Annotated in this window: 17 protein-coding genes; 6 read left to right on the top strand and 11 right to left on the bottom strand. The window is 73.3% G+C overall.

The features are described from left to right. Positions 1 to 275: 275 nt before the first annotated feature. The gene (locus KBZ10_RS25695; protein ID WP_210990110.1) at positions 276 to 497 is read left to right on the top strand and encodes a DUF397 domain-containing protein; all 222 of its coding nucleotides are present in this window, start codon (positions 276 to 278) and stop codon (positions 495 to 497) included. Positions 498 to 579: 82 nt separating this feature from the next. On the opposite strand, the gene KBZ10_RS25690 is transcribed toward KBZ10_RS25695, so the two are convergent. Beyond that, positions 580 to 1320 (bottom strand): tyrosine-protein phosphatase, encoded by a 741-nt coding sequence (locus tag KBZ10_RS25690; protein ID WP_210990109.1) that lies wholly within the window; start codon positions 1318 to 1320, stop codon positions 580 to 582. A gap of 131 nt (positions 1321 to 1451) precedes the next feature. On the opposite strand from KBZ10_RS25690, the gene KBZ10_RS25685 reads away from it, so the two are divergent. Beyond that, positions 1452 to 1967, top strand: coding sequence for a GNAT family N-acetyltransferase (locus KBZ10_RS25685; protein WP_210990108.1), 516 nt, complete (start codon positions 1452 to 1454; stop codon positions 1965 to 1967). 15 nt (positions 1968 to 1982) lie between these two features. Here the strand turns inward: KBZ10_RS25685 and KBZ10_RS25680 are convergent, their stop codons facing one another. Further along, positions 1983 to 2822, bottom strand: a complete 840-nt coding sequence (locus KBZ10_RS25680; protein WP_307847603.1) for an HAD-IA family hydrolase — start codon at positions 2820 to 2822, stop codon at positions 1983 to 1985. Positions 2823 to 3044: 222 nt separating this feature from the next. Beyond that, entirely contained in the window at positions 3045 to 3944 is a 900-nt protein-coding gene (locus KBZ10_RS25675; RefSeq protein WP_307847602.1) for a GntR family transcriptional regulator, read from the bottom strand. Between the two features lie 219 nt (positions 3945 to 4163). On the opposite strand from KBZ10_RS25675, the gene KBZ10_RS25670 reads away from it, so the two are divergent. Then, positions 4164 to 4343, top strand: a complete 180-nt coding sequence (locus tag KBZ10_RS25670; RefSeq protein ID WP_210990106.1) for a hypothetical protein — start codon at positions 4164 to 4166, stop codon at positions 4341 to 4343. Between the two features lie 91 nt (positions 4344 to 4434). On the opposite strand, the gene KBZ10_RS25665 is transcribed toward KBZ10_RS25670, so the two are convergent. Genes KBZ10_RS25665 through KBZ10_RS25655 form a run of 3 tightly spaced genes read right to left on the bottom strand, consistent with a single transcriptional unit; the run spans position 4435 to position 7372 of the window. Continuing rightward, entirely contained in the window at positions 4435 to 5697 is a 1263-nt protein-coding gene (locus KBZ10_RS25665; RefSeq protein ID WP_210990105.1) for a GNAT family N-acetyltransferase, read from the bottom strand. A gap of 25 nt (positions 5698 to 5722) precedes the next feature. After that, positions 5723 to 6760, bottom strand: coding sequence for an asparaginase (locus KBZ10_RS25660; RefSeq protein ID WP_210990104.1), 1038 nt, complete (start codon positions 6758 to 6760; stop codon positions 5723 to 5725). Between the two features lie 48 nt (positions 6761 to 6808). Continuing rightward, positions 6809 to 7372: an ABC transporter substrate-binding protein gene (locus tag KBZ10_RS25655; RefSeq protein ID WP_247702985.1), complete on the bottom strand. Its 564-nt coding sequence runs from the start codon at positions 7370 to 7372 to the stop codon at positions 6809 to 6811. Positions 7373 to 7642: 270 nt separating this feature from the next. On the opposite strand from KBZ10_RS25655, the gene KBZ10_RS25650 reads away from it, so the two are divergent. Then, on the top strand, positions 7643 to 8128 hold the full coding sequence (locus KBZ10_RS25650; protein ID WP_210990102.1) for a D-aminoacyl-tRNA deacylase: 486 nt from the start codon (positions 7643 to 7645) through the stop codon (positions 8126 to 8128). A gap of 214 nt (positions 8129 to 8342) precedes the next feature. Here KBZ10_RS25650 and KBZ10_RS25645 read toward each other — a convergent pair whose 3' ends face one another. The 3 genes from KBZ10_RS25645 to KBZ10_RS25635 all read right to left on the bottom strand — a co-directional run bounded on the left by KBZ10_RS25645 (position 8343) and on the right by KBZ10_RS25635 (position 12116). Then, the gene (locus KBZ10_RS25645; protein ID WP_210990101.1) at positions 8343 to 10445 is read right to left on the bottom strand and encodes a SpoIIE family protein phosphatase; all 2103 of its coding nucleotides are present in this window, start codon (positions 10443 to 10445) and stop codon (positions 8343 to 8345) included. Between the two features lie 171 nt (positions 10446 to 10616). Further along, positions 10617 to 11600: a folate-binding protein YgfZ gene (locus KBZ10_RS25640; protein WP_210990100.1), complete on the bottom strand. Its 984-nt coding sequence runs from the start codon at positions 11598 to 11600 to the stop codon at positions 10617 to 10619. A gap of 9 nt (positions 11601 to 11609) precedes the next feature. Beyond that, a complete protein-coding gene (locus KBZ10_RS25635; RefSeq protein WP_210990099.1) occupies positions 11610 to 12116 on the bottom strand; it encodes a Fur family transcriptional regulator in 507 nt (168 codons plus the stop codon). Between the two features lie 340 nt (positions 12117 to 12456). Here KBZ10_RS25635 and KBZ10_RS25630 point away from each other — a divergent pair, with 340 nt between their 5' ends. Then, the gene (locus tag KBZ10_RS25630; RefSeq protein ID WP_210990098.1) at positions 12457 to 12903 is read left to right on the top strand and encodes an ATP-binding protein; all 447 of its coding nucleotides are present in this window, start codon (positions 12457 to 12459) and stop codon (positions 12901 to 12903) included. Positions 12904 to 12961: 58 nt separating this feature from the next. On the opposite strand, the gene KBZ10_RS25625 is transcribed toward KBZ10_RS25630, so the two are convergent. Then, positions 12962 to 13525: an FABP family protein gene (locus KBZ10_RS25625; protein ID WP_210990097.1), complete on the bottom strand. Its 564-nt coding sequence runs from the start codon at positions 13523 to 13525 to the stop codon at positions 12962 to 12964. Between the two features lie 314 nt (positions 13526 to 13839). Between KBZ10_RS25625 and KBZ10_RS25620 the strand changes: the two genes are divergently transcribed. Then, entirely contained in the window at positions 13840 to 14202 is a 363-nt protein-coding gene (locus KBZ10_RS25620) for a DsrE family protein (protein ID WP_210990096.1), read from the top strand. A 185-nt stretch (positions 14203 to 14387) separates the two neighbouring features. On the opposite strand, the gene KBZ10_RS25615 is transcribed toward KBZ10_RS25620, so the two are convergent. Then, positions 14388 to 14642, bottom strand: a complete 255-nt coding sequence (locus KBZ10_RS25615) for a DUF3099 domain-containing protein (protein ID WP_210990095.1) — start codon at positions 14640 to 14642, stop codon at positions 14388 to 14390. Positions 14643 to 14666 lie beyond the last annotated feature (24 nt).

The following is a 14666-nucleotide window of genomic DNA, read 5'->3' as shown; positions in this document are numbered from 1 at the left end:
GACCCGGCCACCGAGGACCGGGCGGCGGTACTTCGGGCACCACACGATGTGGAGCCCGAGGTCATACACGCCGCCGGAGAATCGGCGAACCTTCCTGGTCACGGTCACGCGATCACTATACACACGTTGCAGGTCTAGTGCGACAGAAAGGTGGGCTCAGGTGAACAGTGCAGATCCGTGCGCACAGTTGAGGTCAGAGCAGGGCTCAGAAGCCATTCCCCGCCCCGCTAAAGCGGGGCGTCCCCTGGCTAGGTCCTGATGGAGGAACTGACCCCATGGTCCACGCAGCAGAACTGACCGGCGCCGCATGGCGCAAGAGCAGCTACAGCGGTGAGAACGAAGGCGCGTGCGTCGAGGTCGCCGACGCCGTCCCCGGCTTGGTGCCCGTCCGCGACAGCAAGGTTCCGCACGGGCCCGCGCTCGTGTTTCCGGCCGTAGCCTGGTCGGCGTTCGTGGGCGCCGTACGGGAGGGCGGGCTCGCGGGCTCGCACGGCTGAGGTCCGGCCTCCGTGGGGCTCGGGTGGGCGCCGTCTCCAGATGCGGTCGCCCTGCGTCCGCGTTCCGCCCGTCCCGCAGGCGTCAGGCCCCGGCCGGATGCGCGGGGACGGGCTCCAGCAGGCGGGTGTGCAGAGCCGACACGTCGTCCGGGGTCAGGCCGGCGGGGCCGAGATGGGCGGCGGTGTCGAAGCCGTCCAGGGTTGCCAGCAGGGCCTGTTCAGCTGTGGTGCCCTTCCTTGTCAGATGGTCGGCGATCTCCTGGCGGTGGTCGGGGATGCCGTGTGCGGTGAAGAAGCGGGCGTCGAGGCGGTCGTTGCTCAGCAGGTAGTCGGCGGCGATGTCGGCCGGGTCGGCCCCCGCCAGGGCGAGCAGAAGCAGGGTGACCAGCCCGGTGCGGTCCCGGCCGGCTGCGCAGTGCACGAGGACGCCGCCGGGGTGGGCGTGCGCGACGGCCTGCACGGCGCCGGCGGCGCGGTCCGGGAAGTGATCGAGAAACGGCCGGTAGTAGAGCGGGGTGCCGTCCGGTCCGTTGCCCCAGACGCTCCAGAAGCCGGTGTCCTCGATGCCGTCCAGCGGGAGGCGGACGGTCGTGAGGCCGGCCGGGCGGGGCGCGGCGTCGGCCTTGACCTCGTCGTCGTTCCGCAGGTCGATGACGGTACGGACGCCGTACGCGTGCAGGGCCGCCCACCCGTCGGCGGTGAGCTTGTCGACCGCGTCCGACCGGACCACGGCCCCGCGCCGGACGACGTGCCCTCCGGCGACCGGTATGCCGCCGAGGTCGCGGACGTTGAAGCAGCCGTCCCAGTTGAGGTGGCGGTTCATCAGGTGTGTGTCCTTCGGGTCGATCGAACCCCGTTGACTGGTCGGACTGTTGAGGACGCATCGAGAACGGGGAGGGTTCCGCCGGGGCGGACCGTGCGGTGGACCGGCCGCCGAGGGGAAGGGGGCAGCGGATGACGCGGATCGAGACGGAGCGGCTGGTGCTGCGGCGGTGGTGCGCGGAGGACCTCGCGCCGATGGCGGCCGTCAACTCCGATCCGGAGGTGATGCGCTGGATCCGTGACGGCTCCGTCCGGACGGAGCGGCAGACCGCCGAGGCCATCGCGGCCTGGGAACGGGAGTGGGACGCGGAGGGGTACGGGCTCTTCGCCGTCGAACTGCGCGAGACGGGGGAACTGGCGGGGTTCACGGGCCTGTCCGTGCCGCGCTCCCTGCCCGAGGTGCTGCCCGCCGTGGAGATCGGCTGGCGGCTGGGGCGCCCCTTCTGGGGACGCGGTCTGGCCACCGAGGCGGCACGCGCCGCACTGCGCTTCGGCCGCGCGCGCCCGGATCTGCCCCGGATCGTCAGCATCGTCCAGACCGGCAACCGCGCCTCGGAGCGGATCGTCCACAAGCTGGGGATGTCACTGGAGCGGGAGACGGTCAGCCCGTCCTGCGGGCGGCGGGTCCGGGTGTACGCGGTTCCGTGACGGGGAGTGAGGCGGTCAGCCGGCCGGTTCCCGCCCCTCCGGGAGCGCCGCGAGCACGTCCCGGTACGAGGTGACGGCGAGCTCCGCGCCCGCGTCCAGCAGCCTGCGCCGCCGGGTCTCGTCGCGGGCGTAGCCGAGGAAGCGGACACCCGCGGCACGCGCCGCGAGCAGATCGGCGGTGCTGTCGCCGATCATCAGCGCCATCGCGGCGTCGTGCCCGGTGGAGCGCAGGGCCCGGTGCAGGCAGTCCGGGTCGGGCTTGAGGAGCCACGGCTCGGTGACGCGGCCGTGGACGTGCGGCCGGAACAGCTCCGCCAGCCCGCGCCGCTCCAGATAGGTCTCGGCCGCTTCGGCCGCGTTGTTGGTGGTGACGGCGAGGGCGTGGCCGGTGGCGTGCAGCCGCTGGACCAGCTCGTCGGCGTACGGGGTCGGCTCGGCGCAGGCGGCGGCGCGGACCTCCTCGGCGGCCAGCAGCCGTTCCAGCTCGGCGACGGTGCGGGAACGGCTGCCGGCCGCCGGGGCGTACGACCCGTGCGGGCTGCCGGGGCGGTCAGGGCCGCACGGGTCGTTCGGGACTCCGTCGCCGAGGGCCAGGGCGCGGAGCAGCGCGTGCGGATCGCCGGTGGCCGGCACATCGATCCGGCCGGGTCCGCCCGGCGCAACCGTGGGCGCGGGGTGCAGCTTCCGCACCCGGGCGCGCATCAGGTCCGCCACACCGGGGGCGGGACGCCGGGCGAAGAGATCGCAGACCGGGCCGTCGAAGTCGAACAGCACGCACTTGACGGAGGCGAGGAGCGCGCCGAGCACGGCCGGGTCGGGCCGGTCGCTGCCGGGCCGCGGCCGCGCCTCAGCCACGGCGGGTCCGCGGGCGGGAGTCGGGCAAGAACGAGGAGCTCACGGCGGGAAACGCTACTGCGGGCGGGGCGGAACGACCGGTAAGGCGGGCAGCGCGGACAGCACCGGTAACGCGGACAGCCCCGGGAAGGCAGGTGGCACCGGCCGGGCCGGTGGGGAAAGGAGGCATCCGCATCAGGGCTCGTCTCAGGTGGCTCAGGTGGCTCAGCGGGCGTTCCGATCTCAGATGTCGGAGAAGCCGGCCCCGAGTTCCAGCGGCGAGGAGACCGTCTCCCAGAGGGAGTCGAACCAGAGCTGCGACTGCTCGACGAAGGCCCGGTTCCGGCGGTTCTCGGCCCGGGTGAGGAAGGGGAAGAGCATCGACTGCATCCCCAGGGTGTCGATCAGCTCCACGTTCTCGCCCTCGATCTCCGCCTCCCGCTGCCTGACGAGGTAGTAGCCGAACAGCGCCTCCTCGCCGTTGAGCAGGTAGAGCTTCACCGACGGGGTGAAGGGCAGGGCCCGGAAGCGCACGGAGACGTTCACGGAGTAGGGCGGCTTGCGCAGTGAACCGAGGAACGTGGTGAGGGCCATCCCCTGGGCGTTGCGCTGCCGCAGCCAGCGCTGGTGCACCCGGTCGTCGTCCGAGCCCTCCGTGGCCGTGGGGAAGGCGAGATCGATGTTGCGGCCGGGCATCAGCAGGCGCAGCTCGATGCGCTCCGGCCGCGCGGTGCCCGCGTGGACGAGGTGGACGGCCTCGGCGATGGCCAGGGTGAGCGTCTCGGCGGTGAGGCAGAGGGCGTCGATACGGACCCGCTGGGCGGTGAAGGCGGCGGCCACGCGGGGGGCGAGGGCGACGACGCCCCGTTCGAGCCCTTCGGGGGCGTCGTGGACGGCGCGGGGGTCGGCGATCGTGGCCGGGCTGCCCCGGCCGGCGTTGGTGAGCAGCCCCTCGTCCTGCAGGATGCGCAGCGCCTGGCGGACCGTGCCCCGGGGGACGCCGAAGCGGTCCGCCAGCTCGGCCTGGGTCGGCATGCGCTCCCCGGGGGCCAGGGTGCGCGCGTGGATCTGCTGGCGCAGTTCGTCGGCGATCTGGAGATGGGACCGCTTCTTGCCCGCAGGCGCCGGGCTCTCGGGTTTCACGAGGACACCGTACAACTTGGTCCGGACATGGGGGAGTTGGTGAGAAGCAGTTTTATTGATGTTCTAACTTGGGGACAACATCCTTGAATTGGTTACCAACTTTGCAACTACAACGGGGTAAGGCGAAGTTGGTCATGAGGAGGGCGCCACAGCCCGCACCCCGGTACGGGGCGGAGCGGGCGGCGGAAAGTCTGCTTCATCCAACCGGGGGAGGTTCTCATGCCTGCGTTCGCCTTGTTCGTCGCGGTCGTCGTGGTCTGCTTCGAGCAGCTCGTCGAGTCGCGCTTCGGCGCGGTGGGGGTGGTCGGCATGCTGCTGCTGTCCATCGGGGTCAAGGCCCGCAACATCACCTGCAGCTGTGTCGGGGCCGTGATGCTGGCCCTGCTGCTCACCCAGTGAGCGGCCGGTGCGGGCCGGCCCCGCGGGCGGTTCCGCGAACCGCCCCGTGCCCGCCCCGCCGCGTGGTCCGGAGAGGGAAAGGGCTGAGGGGCTAGAAGATGTCCGGGCACCAGGGCCTTCGGGAGGTGCGCAGCAGGCGGTCCGCCAGGGCCGCGGCGCCCTCCCGGGCCTCCTCCGCCCGGCCCAGGGCCGTCAGCCGGACCGCCGACTCGTCGCCGAGGTAGAGCGTGGCCAGGTCCGCCACGGAGAGGGTCAGGTCCGGCTCCGCGGTGGTGGGGGCGCAGGCCGCGCCGTCCGGTGCGGCGTCCAGCCGGAAGCGGCCGCCGGTGAGGCCGGTCTCCGCCGCGATGCCGGTTTCGTCGCGCACGTCCAGCACGAGCGTGCCGGAGTCCGCGTAGGCGCGGGCCTCCAGGGCGCGCGGGATGTCCAGCAGCCGAATCCACAGGAAGTCCGCCTGGCCCGTGACACGCGCGGAGCGCGGGTCGGGCAGGAGCAGCGGCAGCAGGTCGTCGGGCGCGCGGAGCCCGGAGTCGACGCTCGTCACCCAGTCCACCGACAACACGAAGTGCCACAGGGCCCGTTCGGCGGCGGGCGTGAGGGCGAGCAGGTCCCGGACCGTCGCCCTGATCTGCGGCCGCGCGGCTTCCCAGGTGCTGTCCGTCGTGTAGGTGAGCAGCCCCTCGACCTCGCCGCTCGCGGAGCGGTACACGGCGTGGAACGGCTCCGTCCACGGGCCCAGGGACGGATAGTGCAGATCGCCCGTGGCCAGGCGCCAGACGTGCTCGCCGCGGCTGACGAAGCCGGGGCGGCGGGCCCGGATGCGGTCGTGCAGCTCCGGTCCCAGCTTCCGTATGCCGGCGCCGTCCGTGAAGTCGATCCGGCCGCCGCACTCCGGGCCGGACCACCGCGGGTCCAGGCCGGTCCGGGGCACATCCACCCGCCACTCGGTGGTCCAGGCGGCGGGGCCGAAGCCGAAACGGCCGTAGATCGGGTATTCGGCCGCGATCAGCGTGGCGAGGACGTCACCGCGCTCCCGGGCCTCCGCGAGATCGGCGGCCATCATCCGGCTGAGCAGCCCGCGCCGCCGGTGCGTGGCGGCGACGGCCGCGTTGCTGATCGCGTCGGCCGCGACCGCCGCGCCGCCGGGCACCGTCAGCTCCTGCGCGAAGCTGCGCAGCGTGCCCACGCAGCGGCCGCCGTCGAAGGCACCGCGCACCCGGCGCATGTCGTACATGCCGCGGCGGGCCTCGGTCTCCTCCTCGGACGTCTCCGGCGGCCGCAGGAAACCGGTGTGCAGGGTGCGGACCCAGTCGGGGAATTCATCGTCGGTGACCGTGCGGATTTCGGGGCTCATGCCGGTCACGCTAACCGCCGCCCGGTCAGAAACTCGCGCGAATTTCACCCACCCGCAGCCCGCCGCCGAGCACCGGGGCGTCCCCCAGCCGTTCCGGCAGCGCGCCGTCCACGCCCAGCAGCCGCAGCGCGCGCCGCAGCACCGGGCCGACGGCCCGCCCGCCGCCGTCCTCCACCTTGAGGGCCAGCGCCCGGCCGTCCGCCAGCGCGACGGCCTGCACCGCCTCGGCGCCCACCTTGGCCAGGGCGCCCGGTACCTCCCGCATCAGCCAGGTGTCGTGCCGGCGGGTGCCCGCCACGTACTCGGGGTGGGCGCGCATCGCGTCCGCCACCAGCCGTTCCGGTGAGCCCGGTTCGGCGAGCACGTAACGGCGGTAGGCGCGGGCCAGGCCGGTGAGCGAGACGGCCATCAGCGGGGCACCGCAGCCGTCGGTGCCGGTGTGCACCACACCTTCGCCCGTCGCCGTCTCGATCTCCTCCCGGACGAGCCGCTGCACCGGGTGGTCCGGGGAGAGGTAGCCGTCCGTGGGCCAGCCGGCGGCGACGCAGGCCGTGAGCATCCCGGCGTGCTTGCCGGAGCAGTCCATCGCCATCCGGCTCGGGCCGCCGCCGGACGTCAGCAGCGCCTCGGCCTCGGCCGGGTCGAGCGGCAGTGCGGGCGGGGTGCGCAGATCGGCCTCGGACAGCCCGGCGTCCGCGAGTACGGCGGCCACCAGGTCGAGGTGGAACGGTTCGCCGGAGTGGCTGCCCGCGGCCAGGGCCAGCCGCTCGCCGGAGAGCCGGGCCCCCGCGCGGAGCATCGCCGCCGCCTGCATCGGCTTGGCGGCGGAGCGGGGGTAGACGGGTCCGGTCACCTCGCCGAGGGCCAGCAGTTCGCTGCCGTCGGCCGCCAGCAGCACCAGGGAGCCGCGGTGCCGGCTCTCCGCGAAGCCGGACCGGACCACCTCCGCGAGAACCGGCGGTGCCGCGGCCGGTCCGGGCTCGGCGGTGGCCGCACGGGGCTCGGAGCCGGGGGCGGCGGGGTCCGGGGCGGACGGGGGGCGGCGGGTGTCCGTGGGGGGCATGCGTCGTCTCTCCCGGGGGAACGCGGGGGGCCGCCCCGCTGCGGTCGCTCAGGCGAGCAGATCGTCCACCTGCGCCTCACCCTCCCGGTAGCGGCGGGCGATCTCGGCGCTGCAGTCGTCGGCCGTCTGCTGCGTCACCCGCCGCCGGACCGACACCTCCTGCTCGCAGCGCATCAACCGGCCGATGCCGGAGCGCAGTTCGGTGTCCGTACGGGCGTGGAGATCGGAGAGGCCGATCTCGGACAGCATGTCCTCCGCGAGCCGCCGGTACTCCTCGCAGTGTGGTGTGCTGAGCGTCACATGGCGGGCGGAGGAGCGGACCGGCGACGGCTCGTCCGCCAGGATCCGCGACAGCCGCCGCAGATCCAGCCGGTTCGCGTCCGCCGAGTCCGGCGTCGCGCGGCGGGCCAGTTCGGCGCGGAGGATGTCGATCCGGCCCTGGAGCAGCCGGCGCACATAGCTGAGGTCGGCCTCCTCGCGCCGGGCCTGCTGCCGCAGGGAGCGCAGCTCCGGCAGGGTCAGCAGGCCGAGTTCGCGCAGGGCGGAGCCGGTGGGTGACGCCGTGCGCTGGAGCGGCGGGCGCGGCTGAAGGGCGTCGGCCTGGTGGAGCATGGGCCCATCCTCGGGACGAGACGGATCGAAGCGAGGTGCTGCGGTGACGGCCGTGGTGGCGGCCGGGGCGCCGGTGTCCGGCGGGCCGGCCGGTCCGTGCCCGGGTGTCTGTCCGGCGCTGGTTGTACTCATCTGTGTCCCCTCCGTTCGGTACGGCCCCGTATCCGCGGAACTCGTACCGTGTGTCTGCATCGTGCCACTGCGAGCGCTGCACGTGCATGGCCAGCGCACCCGATCGAACCCGGTTGGCCGCAGGGCATGATGGTCCGTATGCGTGCGGTGGTACAGAGAGTGAGCGGTGCGAGCGTCGTCGTGGACGGCGAGACGGTCGGCGAGATCCGGGAGCGCGGTCTGTGCGTGCTGGTCGGGGTCACGCACGACGACACGAAGGAGAAGGCGGAGCGGCTGGCGCGGAAGCTGTGGACCGTACGTCTCTTCGACGGGGACGGGGACGGTGACGATGACGGCGGCGGTGACGGCGCGGCGGGCCCGGGCCCCGGTGCGGAGAAGTCCTGTTCCGACCTCGGTGCCCCGCTGATGGTGATCTCCCAGTTCACTCTCTACGGTGACGCCCGCAAGGGACGCCGGCCCACCTGGAACGCGGCCGCCCCCGGTGAACTCGCCGAGCCGCTGGTGGACGAGGTGGTGGCCCGGTTGCGGTCCCTCGGCGCGCGGGTGGAGACGGGGCGGTTCGGCGCGGACATGAAGGTGTCGCTGACGAACGACGGGCCGTTCACGGTCCTGCTCGACGTCTGAGCCGGGGCCGTCCGGGCATCCGTTCCGGGGATCCGTTCCGGGGATCCGCTCGGGGCACCCGGTGCGGCCGCCGTTCCGGCGTCGCGTCACCCGGGACCGCCGCCCGCCCGCCGCCCGCCCGCCGGCAGCGGGCCCCGCGGCCGCCGTTACGCGCTCCCGGGCGCCGCGCCGGGCGCCGTGCCGGTTTCCGGGCCGGGCACACCGCCCGGGCCCGTCACCCGGACGGGCCACCGCTGTCGCCCTCCGGCATCCGGACGGCGACCACGGCGATGTCGTCGTTGCTCTCCGCCATCGCTTCCGCGACCAGTTCCCCGCAGAAGTCGGCCAGCGGTACGGTGGCGAGCCGCGCGGCCTTTCTGCGCAGCCACGCCAGGCCCGTGTCGATGTCCTGCCCCGGGCGTTCGATCAGCCCGTCGGTGTAGAGGAAAACGGTGCAGCCGGGCGGCAGCGGTTCCACCGAACTGCTGCGCACCAGGTCGGGGGCCAGCCCGCCGAGCAGCACGTCCTGCGCCTGGTCGAGGTAGCGGGCGGTTCCCTCGGGGCCGACCAGGAGCGGCGGCGGATGGCCGGCGACGCTGTAGTGCAGTTGCCGCCGCCCGCCGGGCGCGTGCTCGATCCGGGCCAGGATGCAGGTGGTCGTCGTCTCCTCGGGATTGAGGATTTGGGTGCCGAGGTCCAGTCGGCGCAGGATGTCCCCCGGCGGCTCCTGCCGGTCGACGACGAGGCCGCGCAGCATGTTGCGCATCTTGCCCATGGTGATGGCCGCCGAGAGGTCGTGGCCGGCGACATCGCCGATGATCAGCGTGACGGCGCCGTCGGGCAGGACGAAGGAGTCGTACCAGTCGCCGCCGACCTCGTCGGCCATCGCGCTCGGCTCGTAGCGGGCGACGATCTCCAGGCCGTCGGGCCGGGGCGGCTCGGTGAGCAGGCTGCGCTGCAGGGCCAGGGAGATGCGCTGGGTCCGGCGGTATTCGAGGATGGTGCCGACGGAGGGTTTCGACTGGTCGATCAGGTCCCGGATCAGCGACAGTTCGGCGGAGCCGAGCGGGGGCCGGTCACCGGAGGAGTAGGCCGTCAGAACGGACACCACGACATCGCCGACCGTGATCGGGATCATCACGATGTCGTGGACACCCACCGCGTTGGCCCAGGTGAGTGTGCCGGGCGGTACGTCCCCGGGCTCGGCGGCGCCGGGGGCGGGCCGCCGGTGGACCGGTCGCTGTTCGCGGACGGCCCGGTCGAAGGCCGAACCGCGTTCGACGCGCTCCGTGCGCGGCGGGGCCGGCGCCATGTCCTCCGTCACCAGGCCGTCGCGGACGGAGACGGCGACCCGGTTGATGACGAGCGGCTCGTCGGAGACGGGTTCCGTGATCTCCGTGAACAGGTAGAGACCGCATCCGTCGGCCAGCTCGGGCACGATCGCCTCCCCGAGCGCGGCCAGGGCGTCCTCCACCCGCGTGGACTCGGTGACCGCCGAGGACACCCGGGCCATCAGGTCCTTCCGGCGGTCCTGCCACCAGCGGTCCTCGACATCGGCGCAGGCCCCCACCCACTCCACGACCCGCCCGCTCTCCCGCACCGGTACCGCCCGCAGCTCGTAGTGGCGGTACGAGCCGTCCGCGTGCCCCAGCCGGTAGGTGTGCCGGAACAGCTCCGGGACCTCCTCGACCGCCTGTTCCCAGGCCGCGGCCAAACCCGGCCGGTCCTCCGGGTGGGCGGTGTCCAGCCAGCCGTCTCCGCGGATCTCCGGCCCGCTCCGGCCGGTGATCCCCTCCCAGTACGGACTGCTCTCGGTGACGCGGCCCGACGGGTCGGCCACCCACACCAGCTGGGTGGCGGCCGTGACCAGGCTCTCGTAGCGCTGGAGGGCCCGGCGGCGCTTCTCGGCGAGCTTCCGGATCTGCTTCCGCGCGGTGATCTCCGGGGTGATCTCCAGGGCGACGAAGAGGACACCCCGCTCCTCCGGGCCGCCCCCGCCGTCCCGCGCGGTGGCCCGGGACATGCTGACGGTGAAGTACCTGTCCCGCAGCCGGCCGTGCCTGTCCCTGATCCGGACCGGGGACTCCGAGGTGTAGCGGAACGTCTCACCGGTCTCCATGACCCGCTCCGCCCAGTCGAAGGCGGCCTCCTGCTCCAGGTCGCGCAGCGCCTCCCGTGCGGGTACGCCCAGCGGCCGCTCTCCGTAGAGCTCCTTGTACTCGGCGTTGGTGTAGGCCAGCAGGAGGCGCGGTCCCATGAAGAGGGCCACCGCGACCGGTGCCGGGTCGAACAGGTCCAGGGGCGGGGCCGGGGGAGCCGTGCTGTCGGAACCTGTCATCGTCATCCCCGGTGGACGTGCCCGGCGGCTCGGCCTGCCTCCGCTGAGACGCCCGGCTGTCGGTCTGCGGCCGTATGAGGCAAATATCCCACTGATCCGAGCCGCTTTCACGCCGCACACGGATCCGCGCGGCGCCCTCCGGCCCGGCACCGGGCGTCCGGACCGGCCGCTCTACGGTTCGACGACGACTTCCTGGGCGGCGGCCGTGCCATCGGCCAGCAGGGTGGCGTCCACCGGAACGTTCCGCTTGACCAGGGCGAGGGCGATCGGCCCGAGTTCGTGATGGCGGGCGGAGGTGGTGACGAAACCGAGCTGCCGCCCGTCGGGGCCGTCCGACGCCAGCCGCACCGGGGCGCCGTGCCCCGGCAGCTTCACCTCGCTGCCGTCCAGGTGCAGGAAGACCAGCCGGCGCGGCGGACGCCCCAGATTGTGGACCCGGGCCACCGTCTCCTGACCCCGGTAGCAGCCCTTCTGCAGATGGACCGCCGTGTCCAGCCAGCCCAGCTCGTGCGGGATGGTGCGGTGGTCGGTCTCCATCCCGAAGCGCGGCCGGTGCGCCTCGACGCGCAGCGCCTCCAGCGCGAGCGCACCCGCGGCCGGCCCGTGGGAGCGGGCGAACGCCTCCAGGTCGGCGCGCGGCAGGAACAGGTCGCGGCCGTACGGGGTCTCCCGGACGACGACGCCCCCGGGGGTCTCGGCGATCGAACCGGCCGGGAGGTGGACGACCGCGTAGCCGTCCGTCGCGTCGGCGACCTCCACCCGGTAGAAGAACTTCATGCTCTCCAGATAGGCGACCAGCGCGGCCTCGGTGCCGGGCTCCACGTGTGCCCAGGTGGTGGCGCCGTCGTCCACGAGATAGAGCGCGTGTTCGATGTGGCCGTGGGCCGAGAGGACCAGGGCCTCGGTGGCCCGGCCCGGCGGCAGTTCGCTGACGTGCTGGGTGAGCAGCAGATGCAGCCAGCCGAGCCGGTCGTCACCGGTGACCGTGACGACTCCGCGGTGCGACAGGTCGACGAAGCCCGTGCCGTCGGCGAGCGCGCGCTGCTCCCGGAACAGATCGCCGTAGTGCGCGGCGACACCCTCGTCGGGGGCCTCGGCGGCGACGGCGCCGGGCAGCGACAGCAGAGGGCTGGCTCGGTGGTGTGGCTGCTCCATGGGACCAGCCTACGGCCCGGCCTCCGCCCCGTCCGCCCCGCGGGGGGCGGAGGATCGCGCGGGGGCGCCGCCGGGGCTCTCCGCGGCCGGGCCGGCCTCCTCCGCCGAACAGGCCGCGCACCGGCCGAAGATGGCGAAGTGCTTCATGTCGGTCTCGAAGCCGAAGGTCTCCCGCAGCCGCGCGGTGAAGGCGTCCGCGACGGAGAGATCGGCCTCGATCACCTCCGAGCAGTCCCGGCACACCAGGTGCAGATGATGGTGCCGGTCGGCGAGGTGGTACGTCGGCGCGCCGTGCCCGAGGTGCGCGTGGCTGACCAGGCCCAGCTCCTCCAGGAGCTCCAGCGTGCGGTAGACGGTGGAGATGTTGACGCCTCCCGCGGTACGGCGCACCTCGGTGAGGATCTCGTCCGGCGTCGCGTGCTCCAGCTTGTCCACGGCCTCCAGCACGAGCTGGCGCTGCGGGGTCAGCCGGTAGCCGCGCTTCCGTAGATCGCTCTGCCAGTCGGTGGTCACCACAGGGCCAGTGTAGGAGTCCGGCGGGCGCGCGGGGCGGCGTGCCGGGGGCACGGAGTGGGAGCGGTGCCCACGGCTCTTCCCGCCCTCGCGGGAGGGGACGGGCGTGGTACGGGGCGGCCCGGCGGGGCGCCGGCCGCCCACGGGTGATCCGGAACCGTACCTTCCCAGGGGGTTGACCCGGGAGTCGAACATCTGGAGGGTTACGGATGCTTTGTCTTTCGGTTTGTGCCGACCTTCCCCCACCGGCCGGTGCCCAGCCGTTACCGAGCGCATCCGTTCTGTAGATCTCTAGAGCTGTAGGTCTGGCCGGGGGGCACCCCCGGCCCGGGAGGTGGGCCCCATGAGGCAGGCTTCGTCACTGGACGTGACGGACGGTGCGGAGCTGCGGACGTACCGCACGAGGCTGGTCGCGGTGCCGCAGCGCTTCGCCCTGGCCCGGAAGTCCGTCGGGGCGCAGCTGCGGCTCTGGGGCTACGACGGCCTGGTCGACGCCGCCGCCATGTGCGTCACCGAACTGCTGGCCAATGTCCACCGGCATGTGAGTTCGCACGAGTGCGGTCTGATGCTGCAGGCGCTGCCCGAGGGGGTGCGGATCTCCGTCAGCGACCGCTCTCCCGCCCTGCCCGTCGCGGACGAGGAGCCGGACTGGCACGCGGAGCGCGGGCGCGGCCTGTTCCTGCTCAGCCGCACCGCGGACGGCTGGGGCGCCGAGCGGACGCCGACCGGCAAGGAGGTCTGGGTCCTGCTCCTGGAGCACCCGGAGACCGCGGGGGCAGCGGGGGCGTGAACCCCCGGCCGGGGCCGGGGCCGGCCCTCCGGCCGGGAAGGGCGGGGAGCTACGGGGGCTACTTGAAGAAGGCGATGCCGTCGTCCGGGAGGTCCTTCAGGTCCTTGGCCCATTCGCTCGGGTCCACGACCTTCTTCAGGTGCGCCGACATGTACGGGCGCAGTTCGATCTCCGGGGTGGCCTTCTCGCCGACCCACATCAGGTCGCTCTTCACATAGCCGTAGAGCCGCTTGCCGCCGGAGTACGGGCCGGAGGCGGCGGTGCGGGCGACGGCGTCGGTGGCGAGGTCGATCTGCGGCTTCTGGTCCGCCAGTTCGCCGTACCAGACCTCGACGACACCGTCCTGCCGGACCATGACGACCTCGACCTTGCGCTCCTTGTCGATCCGCCAGAAACCCTTCTCGGACTCCAGCGGGCGGACCTTCCTGCCCTCGGCGTCGAGCTCCCAGGTGTGCGAGCTGTACTCCAGGAAGTCCCGCCCGTCGTGGCCGAAGGTCACCTCCTGGCCGAAGTTGCACTTCTCCGCGCCCGGGAAGTCGTGAACACCGGCCCCCTCCCAGTTGCCGAGGAGGAAGGCGAGGGGGACGAGGTCCGGGTGCAGGTCGGACGGGATCTCGATCATGAGTTCAGGCCCTGGCGATCTGTGGGGTGCGGTGTGGTGCGGAGGGGGTCGGTCAGCGCTGTCCCTGGTACAGCTTCTTCCAGGTCAGGCCGGCGAACGCGAGCACGCCGACGACGACCAGGACCAGCAGCACGGTGAAGAATGCCTCAAGCACGGGAGCGCGCCTCTCGGAAGGGGGAACGACGGACCGCCCCCGAGTCTAGTCGGCACGGCCCCGGGCGGCGGTGTGAGGTCCACCGCCCCGGGGGGTGCGGCCGCCGTACCGGCGGGGTGCTCGGCCGCTCGGGTGAAACGCGTGGTTCTAGAGTGAACGCATGGCGAAGAAGCTCGTGATCAAGGTGACGGCCGGGGCGGACGCACCCGAGCGGTGCTCGCAGGCGTTCACGGTGGCGGCGGTCGCCGTCGCCAGCGGGGTGGAGGTCTCGCTGTGGCTGACCGGGGAGTCGGCCTGGTTCGCGCTGCCGGGGAAGGCCGCCGAGTTCGAACTGCCGCACGCAGCCCCGCTGCCGGACCTGCTCGACGCGCTGCTCGCGGGCGGCCGGGTCACGCTGTGCACCCAGTGCGCGGCCCGTCGCGGCATCGAGGAGAAGGACACCTTGGAGGGCGTACGGATCGCGGGCGCCCAGGTGTTCGTCAGCGAGGCCATGGCGGACGGCACGCAGGCGCTCGTCTACTGATCGTTCCGGCCCGTCCGCCGAAGGCCGCGCGCCGCCGCGGGAGCCGCCGGCGGCCACCGGAAGCGGAGGACGGCCGGGGGCGCGGGGGAACCGGGCCGGCCGAGGCGGCGGCGCGGCTCCGTGCCGGACGGGCCGCGGCGGACGGCCGCCCGGATGCCCAGCGGCGCCCGGATGCGGCGTGAGAGTCAGCCGCGGTCGTGGCGGTCGATCTCGCGCCACCAGCGGTCCGACTCCGGATCGCCGGACTCGTCCCACCAGCGGTCCTCGGGACCGCGCCGGTTGGCGACGATCGCGGCCACCGGTGGAATGGCCGCGGCGACCACGCACATGGCGATCGCGGCCGCCACCGACCACAGACGCACCACGGACCAGGCCGTGACGAACAGGGTCAGGCACGCGCCCATGAGGATGAAGTAGCTGCGCCGGCGTCGCGCGTACATTCCACCAGCGTACGACCGGAACGC

The sequence above is a fragment of the Streptomyces sp. F63 genome (genome assembly GCF_018070345.1).
GTDB lineage: Bacteria > Actinomycetota > Actinomycetes > Streptomycetales > Streptomycetaceae > Streptomyces.
Note: the sequence above shows the minus strand (reverse complement) of the source record. Positions and strands in the feature narration are given on the sequence as shown.